The 18,423-nt window shown below is 64.8% G+C and carries 15 protein-coding genes; 6 read left to right on the top strand and 9 right to left on the bottom strand.

What is annotated here, in order from left to right:
* Positions 1–22: 22 nt before the first annotated feature.
* A complete protein-coding gene (locus ACP7DD_RS23115; RefSeq protein WP_426177282.1) occupies positions 23–1,873 on the bottom strand; it encodes an ABCB family ABC transporter ATP-binding protein/permease in 1,851 nt (616 codons plus the stop codon).
* A 62-nt stretch (positions 1,874–1,935) separates the two neighbouring features.
* Here ACP7DD_RS23115 and ACP7DD_RS23110 point away from each other — a divergent pair, with 62 nt between their 5' ends.
* Positions 1,936–2,388, top strand: coding sequence for an acyl-CoA thioesterase (locus tag ACP7DD_RS23110; protein ID WP_426177281.1), 453 nt, complete (start codon positions 1,936–1,938; stop codon positions 2,386–2,388).
* Positions 2,388–3,953 carry an alkaline phosphatase D family protein gene (locus tag ACP7DD_RS23105; protein ID WP_426177279.1) on the top strand — a complete coding sequence of 522 codons (1,566 nt, stop codon included), beginning with the start codon at positions 2,388–2,390 and terminating at the stop codon, positions 3,951–3,953. Before ACP7DD_RS23110 ends, ACP7DD_RS23105 begins: the two co-directional genes overlap by 1 nt.
* A 56-nt stretch (positions 3,954–4,009) precedes the next feature.
* Here the strand turns inward: ACP7DD_RS23105 and ACP7DD_RS23100 are convergent, their stop codons facing one another.
* From ACP7DD_RS23100 to ACP7DD_RS23090, 3 genes are all read right to left on the bottom strand, one after another.
* The gene (locus ACP7DD_RS23100) at positions 4,010–5,689 is read right to left on the bottom strand and encodes a long-chain-fatty-acid--CoA ligase (RefSeq protein WP_426177277.1); all 1,680 of its coding nucleotides are present in this window, start codon (positions 5,687–5,689) and stop codon (positions 4,010–4,012) included.
* Positions 5,690–5,777: 88 nt separating this feature from the next.
* Positions 5,778–7,460 (bottom strand): long-chain-fatty-acid--CoA ligase, encoded by a 1,683-nt coding sequence (locus ACP7DD_RS23095; protein ID WP_426177276.1) that lies wholly within the window; start codon positions 7,458–7,460, stop codon positions 5,778–5,780.
* A gap of 126 nt (positions 7,461–7,586) precedes the next feature.
* On the bottom strand, positions 7,587–8,576 hold the full coding sequence (locus ACP7DD_RS23090) for a LysR substrate-binding domain-containing protein (RefSeq protein ID WP_426177274.1): 990 nt from the start codon (positions 8,574–8,576) through the stop codon (positions 7,587–7,589).
* Positions 8,577–8,674: 98 nt separating this feature from the next.
* Here ACP7DD_RS23090 and ACP7DD_RS23085 point away from each other — a divergent pair, with 98 nt between their 5' ends.
* Positions 8,675–9,604, top strand: coding sequence for a sodium-dependent bicarbonate transport family permease (locus tag ACP7DD_RS23085; RefSeq protein WP_426177272.1), 930 nt, complete (start codon positions 8,675–8,677; stop codon positions 9,602–9,604).
* Positions 9,605–9,632: 28 nt separating this feature from the next.
* On the opposite strand, the gene ACP7DD_RS23080 is transcribed toward ACP7DD_RS23085, so the two are convergent.
* Together ACP7DD_RS23080 and ACP7DD_RS23075 are read right to left on the bottom strand one after the other, a co-directional pair.
* On the bottom strand, positions 9,633–10,712 hold the full coding sequence (locus tag ACP7DD_RS23080; RefSeq protein ID WP_426177270.1) for an aminopeptidase: 1,080 nt from the start codon (positions 10,710–10,712) through the stop codon (positions 9,633–9,635).
* Positions 10,709–12,796, bottom strand: coding sequence for a molybdopterin-containing oxidoreductase family protein (locus tag ACP7DD_RS23075; protein WP_426177268.1), 2,088 nt, complete (start codon positions 12,794–12,796; stop codon positions 10,709–10,711). The genes ACP7DD_RS23080 and ACP7DD_RS23075 overlap by 4 nt, the downstream gene beginning before the upstream one ends.
* A gap of 152 nt (positions 12,797–12,948) precedes the next feature.
* Between ACP7DD_RS23075 and ACP7DD_RS23070 the strand changes: the two genes are divergently transcribed.
* Positions 12,949–14,142, top strand: coding sequence for a M20 aminoacylase family protein (locus ACP7DD_RS23070; RefSeq protein ID WP_426177266.1), 1,194 nt, complete (start codon positions 12,949–12,951; stop codon positions 14,140–14,142).
* On the opposite strand, the gene ACP7DD_RS23065 is transcribed toward ACP7DD_RS23070, so the two are convergent.
* The gene (locus tag ACP7DD_RS23065; protein WP_426177265.1) at positions 14,139–15,038 is read right to left on the bottom strand and encodes an NAD(P)-dependent oxidoreductase; all 900 of its coding nucleotides are present in this window, start codon (positions 15,036–15,038) and stop codon (positions 14,139–14,141) included. The genes ACP7DD_RS23070 and ACP7DD_RS23065 overlap by 4 nt on opposite strands.
* 137 nt (positions 15,039–15,175) lie before the next feature.
* On the opposite strand from ACP7DD_RS23065, the gene ACP7DD_RS23060 reads away from it, so the two are divergent.
* The gene (locus tag ACP7DD_RS23060) at positions 15,176–15,721 is read left to right on the top strand and encodes an acyloxyacyl hydrolase (protein WP_426177264.1); all 546 of its coding nucleotides are present in this window, start codon (positions 15,176–15,178) and stop codon (positions 15,719–15,721) included.
* Between the two features lie 91 nt (positions 15,722–15,812).
* The gene (locus tag ACP7DD_RS23055) at positions 15,813–17,246 is read left to right on the top strand and encodes a DHA2 family efflux MFS transporter permease subunit (protein ID WP_426177262.1); all 1,434 of its coding nucleotides are present in this window, start codon (positions 15,813–15,815) and stop codon (positions 17,244–17,246) included.
* 22 nt (positions 17,247–17,268) lie between these two features.
* Here ACP7DD_RS23055 and ACP7DD_RS23050 read toward each other — a convergent pair whose 3' ends face one another.
* A complete protein-coding gene (locus ACP7DD_RS23050) occupies positions 17,269–17,520 on the bottom strand; it encodes a hypothetical protein (protein ID WP_426177260.1) in 252 nt (83 codons plus the stop codon).
* Positions 17,517–18,257 carry a catalase gene (locus tag ACP7DD_RS23045; RefSeq protein ID WP_426177258.1) on the bottom strand — a complete coding sequence of 247 codons (741 nt, stop codon included), beginning with the start codon at positions 18,255–18,257 and terminating at the stop codon, positions 17,517–17,519. The genes ACP7DD_RS23050 and ACP7DD_RS23045 overlap by 4 nt, the downstream gene beginning before the upstream one ends.
* Positions 18,258–18,423 lie beyond the last annotated feature (166 nt).

The following is an 18,423-nucleotide window of genomic DNA, read 5'->3' as shown; positions in this document are numbered from 1 at the left end:
CCCTCGTTCGCGAGGACGACGGCTATTCTTCTTCCAGCTCGAGCGGCGGCGAAGCAAGCGCCTCGTCCTGCCGCGCCTGCTGGCGCTCCCACATCTGGGCGTACAGCCCGCGCTCGGCCAGCAACGACTGGTGCGTGCCCCGTTCGACGATGCGGCCGTGATCGAGTACCAGGATCTGCTGCGCATCGGCCACCGTCGACAGGCGGTGCGCGATCACCAGGGTGGTGCGGTTCTTCGCGATTTCCTTCAGCTGCGCCTGGATCGCCTGCTCGGCCTTCGAGTCCAGCGCGGACGTCGCCTCGTCGAACACCAGGATCGCCGGGTCCTTGAGCAGCGTGCGCGCAATCGCCACGCGCTGCTTCTCGCCGCCGGACAGCTTCAGTCCGCGCTCGCCGACCATCGTCGCGTACCCGTCCGGCAGGCTTTCGATGAATTCGTGGATCGACGCCGCGCGCGCCGCGCCGACGATGTCGGCCTTGCTCGCTCCTGGCTTGCCATAGGCGATGTTGTATTCGATGGTGTCGTTGAACAGCACCGTATCTTGCGGCACGATGCCGATCGCCGCGCGCAGCGACTCCTGGGTGACCGCGCGCACGTCCTGGCCGTCGATGGTGATGGCGCCGACGTTGACGTCGTAGAAGCGAAACAGCAGCCGCGACATGGTCGACTTGCCCGAGCCGCTGTGGCCGACGACGGCGGTGGTGGTGCCGGCGGCGATGGTGAAGTCGACGTCGAACAGGATCTGGCGCTTCGACTCGTAGCCGAAGTCGACATGGCTGAACGCCAACGTGGCGCCGTGCGTCACCAGCGCGCTGGCGCCGGGGCTGTCGGCCACTTCGCGGTTCTGGTCGAGCAGCGCGAACAGGCGCTCCATGTCGGCCAGGCTTTGCTTGATCTCACGGTAGATCACGCCGAGGAAATTGAGCGGAATGTACAGCTGGATCATGAACGAATTGACCAGCACCAGGTCGCCCAGGGTCATGCTGCCGTCGATGACGCCGACCGTGGCGCGCCACAGGATCAGCGTGACTGCGGTGGCGATGATCATCGACTGCCCGGTATTGAGCACCGACAGCGAGGTCTGCGACTTCACGGCGGCGTTCTCGTAATTTTTCAGCCCTTCGTCGTAGCGCCTGGATTCATAGTCCTCGTTGCCGAAGTACTTGACCGTCTCGTAATTGATCAGCGAATCGATGGCCTTGGTGTTGGCCTTCGAATCGAGGTCGTTCATGGTGCGGCGAAAGTGCGTGCGCCAGTTGGTGACGATGACGGTGAACGCGATGTAGAGCACCAGCGCGGCGGCGGTGATGATGCTGAACCAGGCGTCGTAGTTGAGCACCAGGTAGCCCAGCACCAGCGTGATCTCGACCAGCGTCGGCAGGATGTTAAACAAGGTGTACGAGATGAGCGAGCTGACGCCGCGCGAGCCGCGCTCGATGTCGCGCGTCATGCCGCCGGTCTGGCGGTTCAGGTGGAAGCGCAGCGACAGCGCATGCAGGTGGCGAAACACCTGCAGCGTGATGGTGCGCACCGCCCGCTGCGTCACGCGGGCGAACAAAAATTCGCGCAGTTCGGTAAATATCGTCGTCGACAGCCGCAACGCGCCATACGCCACCAGCGCGCCCAGCGGCAGCACCAGCAGCGCCTGCGGATTGGCCGGGCTGATGCTGAGCGCATCGATGAGGCGCTTGAGCACCAGCGGCACACCGACGTTGGCCATCTTGGCGCCGATCAGGCACGCCAGCGCGGCCAGCACGCGCCACTTGTAGACCCACAGGTAAGGGAACAGGGTTTGCAGGGTCGCCCAGTCGCTGCGCGAGGCAGTCTTGGCGCCGGCGGGCGGCGGTGGCGGAGTGGCGGGACGATGGCGCATGACAGAGCTCGGCGATTTATGGTTCAATTCCGGACGATTGTAGCCTTTCACGGGAATTCACGATGACCACGCCAGAAAACGCAGTAAGCAATACGATCGCCAACGCCGGCCTGCCGCCGGGGAAAATGCCCCAGCTGCGCGTCATGCCCGCTCCGTCCGACGCCAACGTGTATGGCGACGTGTTCGGCGGCTGGATCATGGCGCAGGTCGACGTTGCCGGCTCGCTGCCGGCCACGCGCCGCGCCAATGGCCGGGTTGCCACTATCGCGGTCAACTCGTTCCTGTTCAAGCACCCGGTGTTCGTCGGCGACCTGCTGTCGTTCTACGCCGATATCGTCAAGGTGGGCAATACCTCGATCACCGTCTACGTCGAGGTGTACGCGGAGCGCAACCGGCTGCAGGCCGATACCGTGAAGGTGACGGAAGCGACGCTGACCTACGTGGCCACCGGCGACGATCGCAAGCCGCGCCAGTTACCGCCGCTCGAATCGCTGATCTCGGGCACCGCGGCCTGATGGACCAGCAGCGCCGGATTTTCCTGTTCAACGCGGCGCAACTGGCTGCGCTGGCAGCCGCCGCGCCGCTGGCCGGCGCCGCGCCGAACGACGCCGCTTATCCGTTCAGCCTGGGGGTTGCATCCGGTTCGCCGCTGCCGAACGCGGTGATTCTGTGGACGCGCATCCTGGCCGACCCGCTCAACGCGGCCGCCACGGCGCCGGTCGCGCTGAGCGTACGCTGGGAAGTGGCGGAGGACGAAGGCTTTCGCAAGATCGCCGCCAAGGGCATCGCCAGCGCCGTGCCCGCGCTGGCGCACAGCGTGCACGTCGACGCCACCGGCCTGGCGCCCGGCCGCTGGTACTGGTACCGCTTCATGCTCGGCGACGCCGTCAGCCCGGTCGGGCGCACCCGCACCGCGCCGGCGCCGGATGCGCAGCCGGCCAGGCTGAAGCTGGCGGTCGCGTCATGCCAGCACTGGGAATTTGGCAGCTTCGGCGCGCATCGGCAGATCGCCGCGGCGGCGCCCGACCTGGTGGCCTTCCTCGGTGACTACGTCTACGAGTGGGGGCCGTACCACCTGAGCCACCCGGCCAAGGCCACCCGCACCAACGAGAACGCCACGCTGGACGGCTACCGCGCCCGCTATGCGCAGTACAAGAGCGACCCGGACCTGCAGGCGGCACACCATGCGGCGCCGTGGATCGTGACCTGGGACGACCACGAGGTCGTCAATGATTACACGGGCGAACGCGATGCGCGCTCGTCGGCCGATTTTCTGGCCAGGCGCGCGGCCGCCTATCAGGCATTCTACGAGCACATGCCGCTGCGCCTGGCGCCGCCGGGGCAGACCGACTTTGCGCGCTTTCGCATCTATCAGCGTTATGACTGGGGCAGGCTGGCGCGCTTTCACGTGCTCGACGACCGCCAGCATCGCGCCGCGCACGCGTGCCAGGCGAACGGCCGCTCAGGATCGGTGCTGCGGCGCGACTGCGCGGACCTGCGCGACCCGGCCCGCAGCATGCTGGGCGGCGAGCAGGAAGCGTGGCTGGCGCAGGGACTGGCGTCGTCAGGCGCGCGCTGGAACATCATCGCGCAGCAGACGCTGATGGCGCAGTCGTCGCAGACGAAGGTCATCGGGCCGGACGACGGGCGCTTCTGGAACGACGGCTGGGATGGTTATCCGCTGGCGCGCCAGCGCCTGTTCGAGGCGCTGGGAAAATCGAACGCCGCCAATCCGCTGGTGCTGTCGGGCGACGTGCACACCTTCTATGCGGCGGAGCTGCGCAGCGACTTTTACCGGCCGATGTCGAAGGCGAACCCGATTATCGCAACCGAGTTTTGCGGCACGTCGGTGACGTCGTCGTCGCGGCCGCAAGCGCGCACGCTGGAGTATGTCGACATGAACCCGCACATCAAGTACGGGCGCAGCGACAAGCGCGGCTTCATGCTGATGGAGGTGACGCCGGCAAAAACGGTGACCAGTTTCGTCGGACTCGATGACGTGCGCGATGCGGCCACCGGCGCGTCGCCGGTCGCTACGTTTGTGGTCAATGCCGGCCGGCCAGGACTAAATCGGTACTAGTTACACTACAAACCGCCTTGCTCGCCACTGCGAACACGACGGTCTGCCGGTGCGGCTTAAGCAGCCGGCGTATCGCGCAGTTCGCGGCGCAGGATCTTGCCGACGTTGGTCTTCGGCAGATCGTCCCTGAACTCGATGTACTTCGGCTTCTTGTACGCCGTCAGCTGCTCCTTGCAGAACTCGAGCAGCTGCTCCTTGGTCAGGTCCGGGTCGCGGCGCACCACGAACAGCTTGACCGCCTCGCCGGTATTTGCATCCGGTACGCCCACGCAAGCGCATTCGAGCACGCCGGGGTGCCCGGAGATCACCGCTTCGATTTCGTTCGGGTAGACGTTAAAGCCCGATACCAGGATCATGTCCTTCTTGCGGTCGACAATGCGGGTGTTGCCGGTGGCGTCCATCACGCCGATGTCGCCGGTCTTGAAGAAGCCATCCGACGTCATCGACTTGAGCGTCTCGTCAGGCCGGTTCCAGTAGCCGGCCATGACCTGCGGCCCGCGGATCGACACCTCGCCACGCTCGCCGAGCGCGACTTCGTTGCCATCGTCGTCGAGGATCTTGATCTCGGTCGACGGGAACGGCAGGCCGATGGAGCCGGAAAACTCGTGGATGTCGCAACGGTTGGCGGTCGCCACCGGCGACGTCTCCGACAAGCCATAGCCTTCGACGATCGGCGTGCCGGTCACCTTCAGCCACTTGTCGGCTACCGCCTGCTGCACCGCCATGCCGCCGCCATTGCACACGCGGTAGCTGGAGAAATCGAGCTTGGCGAATTCCGGGTTGTTGAGCAGGCCGTTGTACAGCGTGTTCACCGCCGGGAAGATGTTGATGCGGTACTTGCCGAGCTCCTTGACGAAACCGGCCATGTCGCGCGGGTTCGGAATGAGCACGCTCATGCCGCCGACGCGAATGCCCATCAGCGCGCACACCGTCAGCGCGTAGATGTGATACAGCGGCAGCGCGCACATGAACTGCAGCTGCTCGTCCTTGGGCAGCGTGTCGATGGTCGGGCGGATCCAGGCTTCGTTCTGCAGCACGTTGGCGATCACGTTCCGGTGCAGCAGCACGGCGCCTTTCGACACGCCGGTGGTGCCGCCGGTGTACTGCAGGAAGGCGATGTCGTCGTGCCCGATGGCGACCGGCGCCATCGTCATGCGCGCGCCCTCGGCCATCATGCGATTGAACGAGATGGCGCCAGGCAGCGAATACGCCGGTACCAGCTTCTTCACCTTGCGCACCACCAGGTTGACGATCGTGCCCTTCAGCGCGCCGAGCATGTCGCCCATGCTGGCGACAATGACGTGCTTGACCTGGGTCCTGGCGATCACCTTCTCGAGCGTGGTGGCGAAGTTTTCGAGCACCAGGATCGCTTCGGCGCCCGAGTCGATCAGCTGGTGCTGCAGTTCGCGCGGGGTGTAAAGCGGGTTGACGTTGACGATGACGTAGCCGGCGCGCAGCGCCGCGGCCATCGCCACCGGATACTGCAGCACGTTGGGCAGCATGATGGCCACGCGCGCACCGGGCTTCAGGCCCTTCGACTGCAGCCAGGCGCCCATCTGCTGCGACATGCGGTCAAGCTGGCCGTACGTGATCGACTTGTCCATGCAGACGAATGCGCGGCGCGCGGCGTAGGTGCGGAACGATTCTTCCAGCAGGTGCGTCAGCGAGCGGTACTGCGTCCAGTCAATTTCCGCCGGCACGCCCGGTTGATACGACTTGAGCCAAAACTTGTCCATCACTTACCTCATCGGTGCAAATAGTCTGTAAAAATGAAAAACGCCCGGCGGCCGGGCGTCTTTGCTGGCAGCTCGCCTATTCCTGCCGCTACGCCGCCTGCTTCTCGTCACGCAGCATGCGGCGCAAGATCTTGCCGACGTTCGTCTTCGGCAGCTCGGTGCGGAACTCGATGTACTTCGGCTTCTTGTAAGCGGTGAAGTGCTGCTTGCAGTAGTCCATCAGCTGTTCCGCGGTCAGGGTCGGGTCCTTGCGCACGACGAACACCTTGACCGCTTCGCCCGAACTCTCGTCCGGCACGCCGATCACGGCGCATTCGAGCACGCCCGGATGGGCCGCGATCACGCCTTCGAGTTCGTTCGGATAGACGTTAAAGCCGGAGACCAGGATCATATCCTTCTTGCGGTCGACGATTTTAACGTATCCGTCGGCGTCCATGATGCCGACGTCGCCCGATTTGAAGAAACCTTCAGCTGTCATCACATTGGCCGTTTCGTCCGGGCGGTTCCAGTAGCCGGCCATCACCTGCGGGCCGCGGATGGCGATCTCGCCGCGTTCGCCGAGCGCCACCGGCACGCCGTCGTCATCGAGGATGGCGATGTCGGTCGACGGCACCGGCAGGCCGATATGGCCGGTGAATTCGGTCAGGTCGGCACGGTTGCAGGTGGCCACCGGCGACGTTTCCGACAGGCCGTAGCCTTCGATGATGCACACGCCCGTCGCCGCGCGCCACTTGTCGTTGACGGTCTGCTGCACCGCCATGCCGCCGCCGTTGGCCATCTTCATGCCTGAAAAATCGATGGTGCCGAAATCGGGGTGGTTGAGCATCGCGTTGTACAGCGTGTTCACCGCCGGCAGCGAATTGATCTTGTACTTGGTCAGCTCCTTGATGAAGCCGCCGATGTCGCGCGGGTTCGGAATCAGGATGTTGAGCGCGCCGATGCGCATGCCCCACATCGCGCACGCCGTCAGCGCGAAGATGTGATACAGCGGCAGCGCGCAGACGATGTTGAGCTGCTCGACGACGGGCGGCTTGGCCAGCGCCGGCTGCGACCAGGCTTCCGACTGCAGCACGTTGGCGATGATGTTGCGGTGGGTCAGCGTGGCGCCCTTCGACACGCCGGTGGTGCCGCCGGTGTACTGCAGGAAGGCGATATCGGACGACTGCGCCTCGACCGGGGTGAACGTCATGCGGGCGCCCTGCGACAGCATGTCCTTGAAGCGCACCGCGTTCGGCAGCGAGTAGGCCGGCACCATCTTCTTGACGTTTCGCACGACGAAGTTGACGATCATGCCCTTGGCGCCGCCGAGCATCTCGCCCATGCTGGCGACGATGATGTGCTTGACCGGCGTTTTCGGCAGCACCTGTTCGAGCGTGGTGGCGAAGTTTTCCAACACGATGATCGCTTCGCTGCCGGAGTCGGCCAGCTGGTGTTCCAGCTCGCGCGGGGTGTACAGCGGATTGACGTTGACGACCGTGTAGCCGGCACGCAGGATGGCGGCGATGGCGATCGGATACTGCAGCACGTTGGGCATCATGACGGCCACGCGCGCGCCTTTTTTCATGCCGCGGCTTTGCAGCCATGCGGCCGCTTTGCGCGAGTAGGCATCGAGTTCGGCGTAGGTGAGAAACTTGTCCATGCAGACATAGGCGTTACGGTCGGCGAACTTGACGAACGATTCCTCCAGCAGCTGAACCAGCGAACTATACTGGTCCGGGTTGATTTCCGCCGGCACGCCGGCGGGGTAGGATTTCAGCCAAAATTTATCCATCTGGGTGCCTTCTGTCTCTATCGTTATCGTTATGGGCGCCGGTATCCGGAACCTGCATGGTTGTTTCCCCAACGATGCTATCGGGGCGGACGCTCGGACGCAAGGGTTTTGCTGCAATTGGAGCAACTATTCTAGTCGTCTCCGTTCGTGCCCGGCAACAGCGCCGCTCGAGAAGTACTGCGCCAAGGTGGCGATGTCCGGCGCCACCAGGGCCGGATCGACGCAATGCTGCAAATGGCCGGCCATGAAACCGATCAGCTGCATGGCCGCTTGCTGGAGGCGGCGGTCCTTCCTGCACACCAGGTACCAGTTGCTCTCCAGCGGAAAGCCGTCGACCGGCAGCACGGCGAGCCGCTCGCGCCCTTCCTGCAGCGTGTGGGCCGAAATCACCGACAGGCCCAGGCCAGCGGCGACGGCCAGGCGGATCGCTTCGTTGCTCTCGATCTGCATCGTCGCGCCGAGTTCCAGGCCATGGCCGATGAGCCACGCCTCGAGCATCATGCGGGTGGCCGAGCCCGGCTCGCGGATCAGGAAGCGCTCGCCGCGCAACTGCTCGAACGACAGCTGGCGCAGGCCGGCGCTCCAGTGCTCGAGCGGCGCGATGACCTGCAAGGGATTGCTGAGTATGCGCCTGGCCTGCACGCTGGCGCCGGTGGGCGGATGGCTGAACACGTACAAGTCGTCTTCCTGCCGGGCGAAGCGATCGAGGATGTGGGCGCGGTTGCCGATGTTGAGCGTTACGTTGACGCCTGGCGACTGACGGTAGAACCCGCCAAGGATGCGCGGCACCACATACTTTGCCGTGGTGACAATGCCGATACTGAGCGTGCCGGAGTGGCCGCCGCGGGCGTGGTCGAGAAAGCCGTTGAAATCGTCGAAGCGCCCGATCACGTCGCACGCAGCGCGGTACAGCTCGTCGCCGACAGGCGTCGTCACCATGCGCCCGTCGCGGCTGACGAACAGCGCTTCGCCGACCTCGTCCGCAAGTTTTTTCAGTTGCAGCGACACGGTCGGCTGCGTCAGGTGCAACGCGCGCGCCGCCGCCGAGATGCTGGCTGACCTGACCGTCTGGATGTAGACCTGCAGCAGGCGGAAGCTCAGGTGTCGGATATTCATAGATGATCGTCAATGGATGCGTGGCAAACAATTTATTATGACATATGGGCGTGCCGCGCCACACTGTCGGTCCTGATACGCATCGACGAAAGAGCTGCATGCCGGATATTGTGATCGCATTCTTCGCCCTCGGGCTGTTGGCGGGGCTGGTCAAGTCAGACCTGAAGGTTCCGCAGTCGATTTATGACACGCTGTCGATCTTGCTGATGCTGGTGCTCGGCCTGAAAGGCGGGATGGCGCTGCATGGCAAGTTTGAAGTGGGCATGATGGTCGAACTGCTGTCGGTGGCCGCGCTTGGCGCCGTGCTGCCGCTGGCGTGCTATCCCATCTTGCGCAAGTGGGTCGGCCTGGGGCTCGACGACGCGGCCAGCATCGCCGCGCACTACGGCTCGGTGAGCGCAGGCACCTTCGCTGTCGTGCTGACGCTGGTCGAGCGATCCGGCCTGCCGGTCAATCCACAGACCACGCTGCACCTCGTCATGCTCGAGCTGCCGGCCATCGTGGTGATGCTGTGGTACCACCGCCGCAGTTGCGGCCAGGCCGGCGGCGGCGGCATCCTGCGCGAGGCCTTGACCAGCCGAGGCGTGTTGCTGCTCGGCGGTGGCGTGTTGATCGGCTATGCGTACGGCCCGATCGGGCTTGCCTCGCTCACGCCTGTGCTGCTCGATGGCTTCAAGACGATGCTGGCGCTGTTTTTACTGGAGATGGGACTGTGTACCGCCAAGGTCTGCTCGCCGCTGCCATGGAAGCACTGGCGCCTGATGGTGTTCGCCGTTGCGATGCCGTTTGCGCTGGCGTGGGTCGGCATCGCTGCCGCGCTGGCGCTGCGCCTGCCGGCCGGCAGCGCCGTCGTGCTGGCCGCACTGACTGCCAGCGCCTCGTACATCGCCGCGCCGGCAGCGATACGGGCGGCCATCCCGAACGCCAATATTGGACTGGCGATGCTCGCCGCGCTTGGCATCACGTTTCCGGTCAACGTGCTCATTGGCCTGCCGATCTACCAGCACTGGGTACAACTGCTGTACTGACCGGCGCGCCAAGGCGCCGCGCCGGTCCTTACAGTCCCGCCATGGTGCCGCCGAGCGTCTTCAGGCGCCGGTGCCGCTCGCCGCGATCGAGGTCGGCGATGCGGCGCACCGCCTGGTAAAAGCCGCCGAAGCTGCGCTCGCGCGCCAGCAGCGCGCGAAAGGCGGGCACGAAATCGTTGTAGGTCGCGATCGACGCCAGGTGGGCGTTCGACAGCGGCTCGGCGAAGAAACGGTCGTAGCCGGCGTAGCCGCCCCAGCTCTCCTTGAGCACCAGGTAGTCGTCCCGCAGCTGGCGGAACAGGCGCGCCTTGCCGGCGCGCTTGTCGGCGTCGCTGATGCTCGATGCATAATTGCGTTCGAGTGCGCGGCGGCAGTCGAGCAGCAGCTGCAGGAACTGCTGCTTGCGCGCCGTGTACCTGGCGTAGTTTTCGCGCATCGCCGCATTGCCGAAGCGCTCCATCCAGTGTTCGACGCCGGCTTCTTCCACCGCGCTGGCAAACGACTCGTTGAACTGCGAGTCGCCCGCCACGTACACCACCTGGTGCGCCAGTTCGTGGAAAATCAGGCGCGCCAGTTCAGCGTCCGGATAGTTGATGAACGTCGAGATCAGCGGGTCGTTGAACCAGCCCAGCGTCGAATACGCCGACACGCCGCCGACCTGGACGTCGTGGCCCTGGGCACGCAGCTCGCTGGCATAGTCCTGGGCGTCGTCCTTGCCGTAATAGCCGCGGTAATTGACGCAGCCGGCGACCGGGAAGCACCACTGCAGCGGCGCCAGCGACAGCTCCGGCGTGGCGACCACGTTCCACACCACGTAGGGCCGGGTCAGCGCGGTGTAGTTCTTGTAGCTCTGGTTGTCGGGCAGGCCGAGGTGCTCGACCGCGTACTGGCGGATCTGGCGCGCGGACGCAAGCCGCGTGCGCAGCTTCGGATTGGTGGCCGGGTCGGACAGCCAGTCGTCGACCGGGCGCGAATCGGACAGCAGCGCCAGCTGGCCGTGCGCCGCCTGCGAGTAGTAGTTGATGGTCGAGCAGCCGGCCAGCAGCTCCGCGGCCAGGCCGGCCATCAGCACGCACTTAGTTCCCCGCGACAATGCCAGGCGCTTCATGGCTGCACCGCCGCAGCTTTTTCGACCTGCACCAGGGTGTCGTAGAAGGTCGGTCCGCGCCCCATGTCGGTCAGGCGCTGGCCGGTCACTTCGTTGGCGTTCTTGCCGTCGCTGGCGAGCTTTTTCCACCACACCGACAGGCCGACCACGAGGCCGGCGCGCGCCTTGGACGTGACGCGCGCCTTGGCCACGAACGAGCCGCGGTCGTTAAAGATGCGCACCATGTCGCCGTCGACGATGCCGCGGTGGGCGCCGTCGGCGGGATGGATGTCGAGGTGCGGTTCGCCTTCGGCGCCGCGCAGGCTCTTGACGTTGACGAAGGTGGAGTTGAGGAAGTTGCGCGCCGGCGGCGAGATCATCGCCAGCGGATAGCGGCTGGCCAGCTCGGGGTTCGACGCGCTTGACTCGTACGGCGGCGTATAGGTCGGCAGCGGATCGTGGCCGTCGGCCAGCATCGACGCCGAATAGAACTCGCACTTGCCGGACGGCGTGGCGAAGCCGCCGTCGGCGAATGGCGCGTCGGGCATGTCGAGCTTTTGCCAGCCGCGCTGCTTGAGCGCTTCCCAGTCGAAGTGGATCGCGCGCGGGTGGCTCTTGTCGAAAGCCTGGGCCGCCAGCTCGTCGTCGCTTTGCCGGAAGCACGGGTCGTCGTAGCCCATGCGCGCGGCCAGCAGGCGGAAGATCTCGGTGTTCGGCTTGGCCTCGCCCATCGGCGCGATGGCCGCGTTATTGGCCATCATGTACAGGTGGCCGTAGGCGAGGTGGGCGTCGACGTGTTCGAGCTGGGTGGTGGCCGGCAGCAGGATGTCGGCGTAGTCGGCGCTGTCGGTCTGGAAGTGCTCGAGCACGACGGTAAACAGATCCTCGCGCAGGAAGCCGCGCATGACCTTGTCGGAATCGGGCGCGATCGCCAGCGGGTTGGCGTTGTAGACGATGACCGCTTCGATCTTCGGGCCGAATTCGGGCGAGGCGCCCTTCAGCAGGTCGTCGCCGATGGTGGTCATGTTGATGGTGCGGACCGGCTGCTTTTGCAGGTCGGGGCGCTGCAGCGCGGTGCGGTTGGCCGGGAACGAGCCGGAGGTCGACAGCTGGATGCCGCCGGCGGCGTGGCGCCAGGCGCCGACCAGCGCCGGCAGGCAAGCGATGGTGCGCACCGACATGCCGCCGCCGCGCACGCGCTGCACGCCGTAGTTGACGCGGATGGCGACCGGCTCGCCGCGGCGCGCGGCCTGGCCATATTCGCGCGCGAGGTCGACAACTTCATCGGCGCTGATGCCGCATGTTTGCGCCGCGCGCTCGGGCGGCCATTCGGCGGCACGCTCCTTGAGCTGGTCGAAGCCGAGGGTGTGGCGCGCGATGTAGTCGTCGTCGACCAGGTTCTCGGCGATCAGCACGTGCATCATGCCGAGCGCCAGCGCGGCATCGGTGCCGGGCAGCAGGGCGATATGCTGATGGCATTTTTCGGCCGTCAGCGAGCGGTACGGATCGATCGCGATCAGGCGCGCGCCGCGCCGCTTCGCTTCCTGCGCGCGGGTCCAGAAATGCAGGTTCGAGGCGATCGGATTGCCGCCCCAGATGATGATCAGCTTCGCGTCCTGGAACTGTTCGAGGTCGGTGCCGATCGAGGCGCCGATGGTGTAGCGGTAGCCGGTGGCGCCGGCCATCGCGCAGATGGTGCGGTCCAGGTGCGAGGCGCCGAGCTGGTTGAAAAAGCGCGACGACATCGACTCGCCCTGCACCAGTCCCATGGTGCCGCAATAACTGTAGGGCAGCACCGCCTGCGGGGCGCGCGCGGCGATCTCGCCGAGCCGCTGGGCGATCGTGTCGATCGCCTCGTCCCAGCTGATGCGCTCGAACTTGCCCTCGCCTTTTTTGCCGACGCGGCGCATCGGGTGCAGCAGGCGCTCGGGGTGGTAGGTGCGCTCGGCGTAGCGGGCGACCTTCGTGCACAGCACGCCGGCGGTGGTCGGGTGATCCGGATCGCCCTTCACTTCCGTGGCGACGCCGTCTTCCACGGTGATGAGCAAGGCGCAGGTGTCGGGGCAGTCGTGCGGGCAGGTGGCGCGCACTTGTTTGGTCGTCATCGAGGGGGCCAGAAACGAAGGAATGAAACCCCTACTTTAAACGAATTCCAGCGCAAAAGAGTGCCCGTCGTCACAAGCTGGTCTTCCAATGACGAGTAGGGCTACAATAGTTCTACAATGGCATTGGCAGTCATGCATTCCAGGAGAACAAGATGAACCTCGTTGAACCAATTATTGCGTTTCAAGCGGAGCTCGAACAGATCCGGCGCGACCTGCACGCGCACCCTGAACTTTGTTATGAAGAAGAGCGCACCGCCGACGTGGTGGCGGCGCGCCTGACCGAATGGGGCATCCCGGTGGTGCGCGGCCTGGGCGTCACCGGCGTGGTCGGCATCATCAAGCACGGCACGTCGGCGCGCGCGATCGGCCTGCGCGCCGACATGGACGCGCTGCCGATGCATGAAGTAAACAGCTTTGCCCATGCGTCGCGCCACGCCGGCAAAATGCACGCTTGCGGCCACGACGGCCACACGGCGATGCTGCTCGGCGCCGCTCACCACCTGGCGACCAGCCGCAATTTCGACGGCACCGTGTACCTGATCTTCCAGCCGGCCGAGGAAGGCGGCGCCGGTGCGCGCAAGATGATTGAAGATGGCCTGTTCGCGCAGTTTCCGATGGACGCGGTGTACGGCATGCACAACTGGCCCGGCATGGAAGCGGGCAGCTTCGGCGTCGTCGCCGGGCCGATGATGGCGTCCAGTAACGAATTTCGCGTCGTCGTCAAGGGCAAGGGCGCCCACGCGGCGCAGCCGCACAAGGGCGTCGACCCGGTGATGGTGGCGGTGCAGATCGCACAGAGTTGGCAGACGGTTATCTCGCGCGAAAAAAGTCCGCTCGACACCGCGGTGCTGTCGATCACGCAGATCCATGCCGGCAGCGCCACCAACGTCATTCCCGACGAAGCGGTGATGATCGGCACCGTGCGCACGTTTACCACCGGGGTGCTGGACCTGATCGAGCGCCGCATGGAAGAAATCGCCTCGCACACGGCGGCCGGATTTCGCGCCACCGTCGAATTCGGCTTCAAGCGCAATTATCCGCCGCTGGTGAACCACCCGGAGCAGACCGCGTTCGCCATCGAGGCGATGCGCGCGGTGGCCGGCGCCGGCAAGGTCGACACGAATGTCGAACCGACCATGGGCGCGGAAGATTTCGCCTTCATGCTGCAGGCCAAGCCTGGCTGCTACGTGTTCATCGGCAATGGCGAGGGCGCGCACCGCGAAGGCGGGCACGGGCTCGGACCGTGTCAGCTGCACAACGCCAGCTACGACTTCAACGACACACTGTTGCCGATCGGCGCGAGCTACTGGGTGCGCCTGGCGGAGATGAGCCTGCCCGTCGGCTAGGGCAACTGGTCCGGGCCGTCGCCCAGCCGGTGGCCCGGGTTGACCTTTTCCAGCGCAAGCAGCGTGGCGCACTGGTCGGCGCCGAGGTAGGCGTCGGCGATAGCGCTGTAGTGCTCGGTGACGAGGGCGGCCAGCGGAAGCACCACGCCGGCATCGGCGGCGGCCACGAGCACGTTGCGCAAGTCTTTCAACTGGCTTTTGACTTGCCCGCCCGGCATGAAATTGCGCTCCAGCATGCGCTGGCCGTGCACTTCGAGGATACGGCTCTCGGCAAAGCCGCCGCGCAGCGCCGCGCGCACCGCGGCCGGATCGGCGCCGGCGGCCTGCGCCAGCAGCAGCGCTTCGGCAACGATGTCGAGCGTGCCGCCGACGATCAGCTGATTGCACAGCTTGGCAACCTGGCCGCTGCCGACCGGCCCGACCAGGGTTGGATTGCCCATCGCCTGCAAGACCGGCTCGGCCCGCGCGAAATCGCACACGCTGGCGCCGGCCATGATTGCCAGCGAGCCGGCCTCGGCGCCGACGACGCCGCCCGACACGGGCGCATCGACGAAGCTGACGCCGCCCGCTTGCAGGCGTTGATCGAAGGCGAGCGCTTCCCCCTGCTGGGTCGAACTCATGTCGATCCACAAGGCGCCCGCGCTCAGGGACGGCAGCGCGGCGTCGATGACGGCCGCGACGGCGGCGCCCGATTCGAGCATCGAGATGATGATGTCGGCGCCTGCCACAGCGCCGGCCAGTTCCGGCTGCGGCGAGGCGCCCAGGGCCCGCAGCGCTTCGGCCTTGGCCGCGGTGCGGTTCCAGGCGCGTACCGGAAAGCCGGCGCGGGCCAGGCGCGACGCCATCGGTCTGCCCATCAGGCCGATGCCGAGAAAGGCGATGGTCGGTGGTGTCATGGCGAGCTCCTTTGATCGAATCGTGTTGTGCTCCGATTGTAACGTGGCGGCCGACAGCGCCGATTTTCCAACCCGGTACAATGTCCTGTGCTTGATGAAATTACACCTTTTGACGAAAGCGGTATATGTACCTGAATATGAAATTTTTGAAGCCGGTCGTGGCCGTTGGCGCCCTGCTGGCATTGCCGGCCGCTTTCGCGGCGGCGCCGTCGTTCGACTCGGCCGCGGTGGAAGTGGGCAGCGGCAGCAAAGTGCAGATGGTGCGCATCAGCGCGCAGTCGAACTGGGATCGCAAGTGGTTCGTGTCGAACAATTACCATCTGTCGGGCTACTGGGATGCCAACTTGGGTCAGTGGCGCGGCAACAAGTATCAGAACCGCAGCGGCGAGCACCAGAACATCACGGTGATCGGCCTGACCCCGGTGTTTCGCTACGAGCGCGCCGACAAGCTGGGCTGGTTCGGTGAAGCCGGCATCGGCGTCAGCCTGTTCTCGCAACTGTATGACAACGACGACAACCGGCTATCGACGGCGTTCCAGTTTGCCGACCACATCGGCGCGGGCTATGCGCTCCCCAACAAGTGGGAATTGAGCGCAAGGATCCAGCATTACTCGAACGGCGGCTTCAAGAAGCCGAACAGCGGCGTCAACTTTTTCGTGCTGAAGGCGGCATACCGCTTCTGACAGGGGCGTGTCCGGTTGACCTCGCCGTCATCTGATTTATGTGACAATCGGATTCGGCGCACCTGTTGCGCCTTGTGACGCAAGAGGACCGATGACCGATACCGCCATCAAGAAGTATCTGCCGTGGGTGGTGGCAACCGCGCTGTTCATGGAACAGCTCGATGCCACCATCGTCAACACCGCAATTCCCAGCATCGCCGCGAGCCTGCACGTCACGCCGCTGAGCCTGAAGTCGGTCGTTACCAGCTACATCCTCAGCCTGGCCGTCGGCATTCCCGTCAGTGGCTGGATGGCCGACCGCTACGGCACCCGCCGCGTGTTCGGCATCGCCATCGCCATTTTCACCTTTGCCTCCGTGCTGTGTGGCCTCGCGCAAAGCGTGCCGATGATGACGGCCGCGCGCTTGCTGCAGGGTATCGGCGGCGCGATGATGATGCCGGTTGGCCGACTCGCCATCATCCGTACTTTCCCCAAGGCAGAATTACTCGGCGCGATGAATTTCGTCATCATTCCGGCCCTGATCGGACCGCTGCTGGGGCCAACTGTCGGCGGCCTGATCGTGCACTGGGTGTCGTGGCGCGCCATTTTCTTTGTCAACGTGCCGGTCGGACTGGTTGCCTTGTACCTCGTGTTCCGTTACATGCCCGACTATCGCGGCACCGAGCGGCGCCCACTCGACGTTGTCGGCTTCATCCTGTTTAGCTGCGGCACGGCGCTGCTTTCCTGGCTGCTTGAAATTTTCGGCGAGCACACGCTCGAGCCGACTACCGCCGCCTTCATGCTGGTGGTGTCGATGGCGTTGCTCGTTGCCTATGGCTGGCACGCGAGCGGGATCGAATTTCCGCTGCTGCGCCTGACGCTACTGCGGATCCGCACCTTCCGGGTCGCCGTGCTGGGCGGCTTCGTCACGCGCCTGGGCGTCGGCGGGTTGCCATTCCTGCTGCCGCTTCTGTATCAGATCGGGCTGAGCCTGCCGGCATGGAAGTCGGGCCTGCTGATGATGCCGACCGCACTGGCGGCGATGGGCATGAAGCTGATTTCACCGCGGTTGCTGGCCCGCTTCGGCTACCGCCAGATCCTGATCGTCAACACGGTGTTCATCGGCATCACGATCGGCCTGTTTGCGCTGATCAAGCCTGGTTCGCCACTGGCGCTGATCGTCATGCTCGGTCTGATGCAGGGGTTTTTCAATTCGCTGCAGTTCTCCAGCATGAATACCCTGGCGTATGCGGACGTGTCGCCGGAAGACTCGAGCATGGCGAGCACCATCTCGAGTTCGTTTCAGCAGTTATCGATGAGTTTTGGCCTGGCGGCGGGCACCCTGGTCGCAGGCTGGTTCCTCGGCGATATTCCGCAAACCAACCGCGGCATGGTCACGACCGCGCTGCACAGCGCCTTCGTCGCGCTGTCGGTGGTGACGATCCTGTCGTCGCTGGCGTTCTGGGGATTGCGGCGCGAGGACGGCGAGAGCATTAGCAGGGGTGCCAAGGTGGCGCAGCCGGAGGAAGCGCGGGTGGCGACGTAGTCGTCGGGGGCCGCTGCCGCAGTTATTGCTGACGCCGCTTCAGCGATTCGGCGTACGACTTGGTGCGGTCTTTCAGCATCGGATCCTGCACTTCGATACCGTCCGGCAGATCATCGGGGAAGAACGACAAGCGTTGCTCGGCCGCCGGGCTATCCCCGGCGACTGCATTGATTGTCAACGTGCCGAGCTCGATAAGCCGGCGCTGCTCGGGCCAGGCCACACTCGGATCGTCCAGCGCATCGCCCTTTTCGGCCATCTGGAGCAGCAGCTTCATGGCGACGGGCGCATGCGAAAGCCGTTTGCGCAGTTCAGTGTGCAGATAATCGGCGGGCCGCCTGGTTTGGCTGCCTGGGCGAGGTAGCGGGTCGCGTCAGGGACGAAACGGTAGCGCCCATAGCGCGCCGCGCCGGCGGCGTCGATGAACTTGAAGGTGTTCACGCCAAAGTAAGGCTGCGAGGCGAAGCTCTCGGGCGCCGGTTTGACCGCATCGAGGAAGAACCTGGCCCGTTCATGCGTCGCGGCATACCGCTGCAGCGGGGAAGGCTGAGGGCTGCCCGCCGGACTTTTCGCCAAGGCGGTGAGGAAATCGCGAAACTCATTGGTCGTTCGCGACGGGAAGCCATTGAACGAATGCATGACGATATCGGTCTCTTCGCCGTTGGAAAGCGCGAACTTGATCGCCATGCCATACGGCGCGGCACCAGGGTCGCCATCCGCGACATGAGGATTACCGCCGAAATTGGAAAAGCGTACCGTTGTTTTAACGGGCGCCTGGGCAGGCTGCAAGTGCACCGCCTTCGTCACCAGCGCAGCGTCACGGCTGGGGCGGAAACTACCGCTAACCACAAGACCCTTGGCATGATTGGCCCGCGCATGTCGCCGTGTCCCGAAAACACGGTTCAACGCATCCACCAATTCTGCGGCGGAGGCAGTAGTCTGTGCGCGAGCGTGACCGGTGCCGAGCAAAGCGGCGGCCACCAGCAGGGGTCCTCGCGCTATCTTCGATGCCATTTATCTTCCGCAAATAATAGCTTTGACATTATTTCAACAGCTTAACGAAAAAAACCCCAGCATTTCTGCTGGGGTTTTTCTCTTATAACTAGCCTGACGATAACCTACTTTCACACTGGTTGCAGCACTATCATCGGCGTAATATCGTTTCACGGTCCTGTTCGGG

The organism is Massilia sp. TWR1-2-2 (genome assembly GCF_049897565.1).
In the GTDB taxonomy this organism is placed as follows: domain Bacteria; phylum Pseudomonadota; class Gammaproteobacteria; order Burkholderiales; family Burkholderiaceae_D; genus JAFCUW01.
Note: the sequence above shows the minus strand (reverse complement) of the source record. Positions and strands in the feature narration are given on the sequence as shown.

Coding starts and splice junctions, on each gene's coding strand:
- ACP7DD_RS23105 (WP_426177279.1), top strand. CDS start 2,388: ATGGACCAGCAGCGCCGGATTTTCCTGTTCAACGCGGCGCAACTGGCT.
- ACP7DD_RS23095 (WP_426177276.1), bottom strand. CDS start 7,460: ATGGATAAATTTTGGCTGAAATCCTACCCCGCCGGCGTGCCGGCGGAA.
- ACP7DD_RS23115 (WP_426177282.1), bottom strand. CDS start 1,873: ATGCGCCATCGTCCCGCCACTCCGCCACCGCCGCCCGCCGGCGCCAAG.
- ACP7DD_RS23050 (WP_426177260.1), bottom strand. CDS start 17,520: ATGAAGCTGCTGCTCCAGATGGCCGAAAAGGGCGATGCGCTGGACGAT.
- ACP7DD_RS23110 (WP_426177281.1), top strand. CDS start 1,936: ATGACCACGCCAGAAAACGCAGTAAGCAATACGATCGCCAACGCCGGC.
- ACP7DD_RS23100 (WP_426177277.1), bottom strand. CDS start 5,689: ATGGACAAGTTTTGGCTCAAGTCGTATCAACCGGGCGTGCCGGCGGAA.
- ACP7DD_RS23070 (WP_426177266.1), top strand. CDS start 12,949: ATGAACCTCGTTGAACCAATTATTGCGTTTCAAGCGGAGCTCGAACAG.
- ACP7DD_RS23075 (WP_426177268.1), bottom strand. CDS start 12,796: ATGACGACCAAACAAGTGCGCGCCACCTGCCCGCACGACTGCCCCGAC.
- ACP7DD_RS23085 (WP_426177272.1), top strand. CDS start 8,675: ATGCCGGATATTGTGATCGCATTCTTCGCCCTCGGGCTGTTGGCGGGG.
- ACP7DD_RS23045 (WP_426177258.1), bottom strand. CDS start 18,257: ATGGCATCGAAGATAGCGCGAGGACCCCTGCTGGTGGCCGCCGCTTTG.
- ACP7DD_RS23055 (WP_426177262.1), top strand. CDS start 15,813: ATGACCGATACCGCCATCAAGAAGTATCTGCCGTGGGTGGTGGCAACC.
- ACP7DD_RS23080 (WP_426177270.1), bottom strand. CDS start 10,712: ATGAAGCGCCTGGCATTGTCGCGGGGAACTAAGTGCGTGCTGATGGCC.
- ACP7DD_RS23065 (WP_426177265.1), bottom strand. CDS start 15,038: ATGACACCACCGACCATCGCCTTTCTCGGCATCGGCCTGATGGGCAGA.
- ACP7DD_RS23090 (WP_426177274.1), bottom strand. CDS start 8,576: ATGAATATCCGACACCTGAGCTTCCGCCTGCTGCAGGTCTACATCCAG.
- ACP7DD_RS23060 (WP_426177264.1), top strand. CDS start 15,176: ATGAAATTTTTGAAGCCGGTCGTGGCCGTTGGCGCCCTGCTGGCATTG.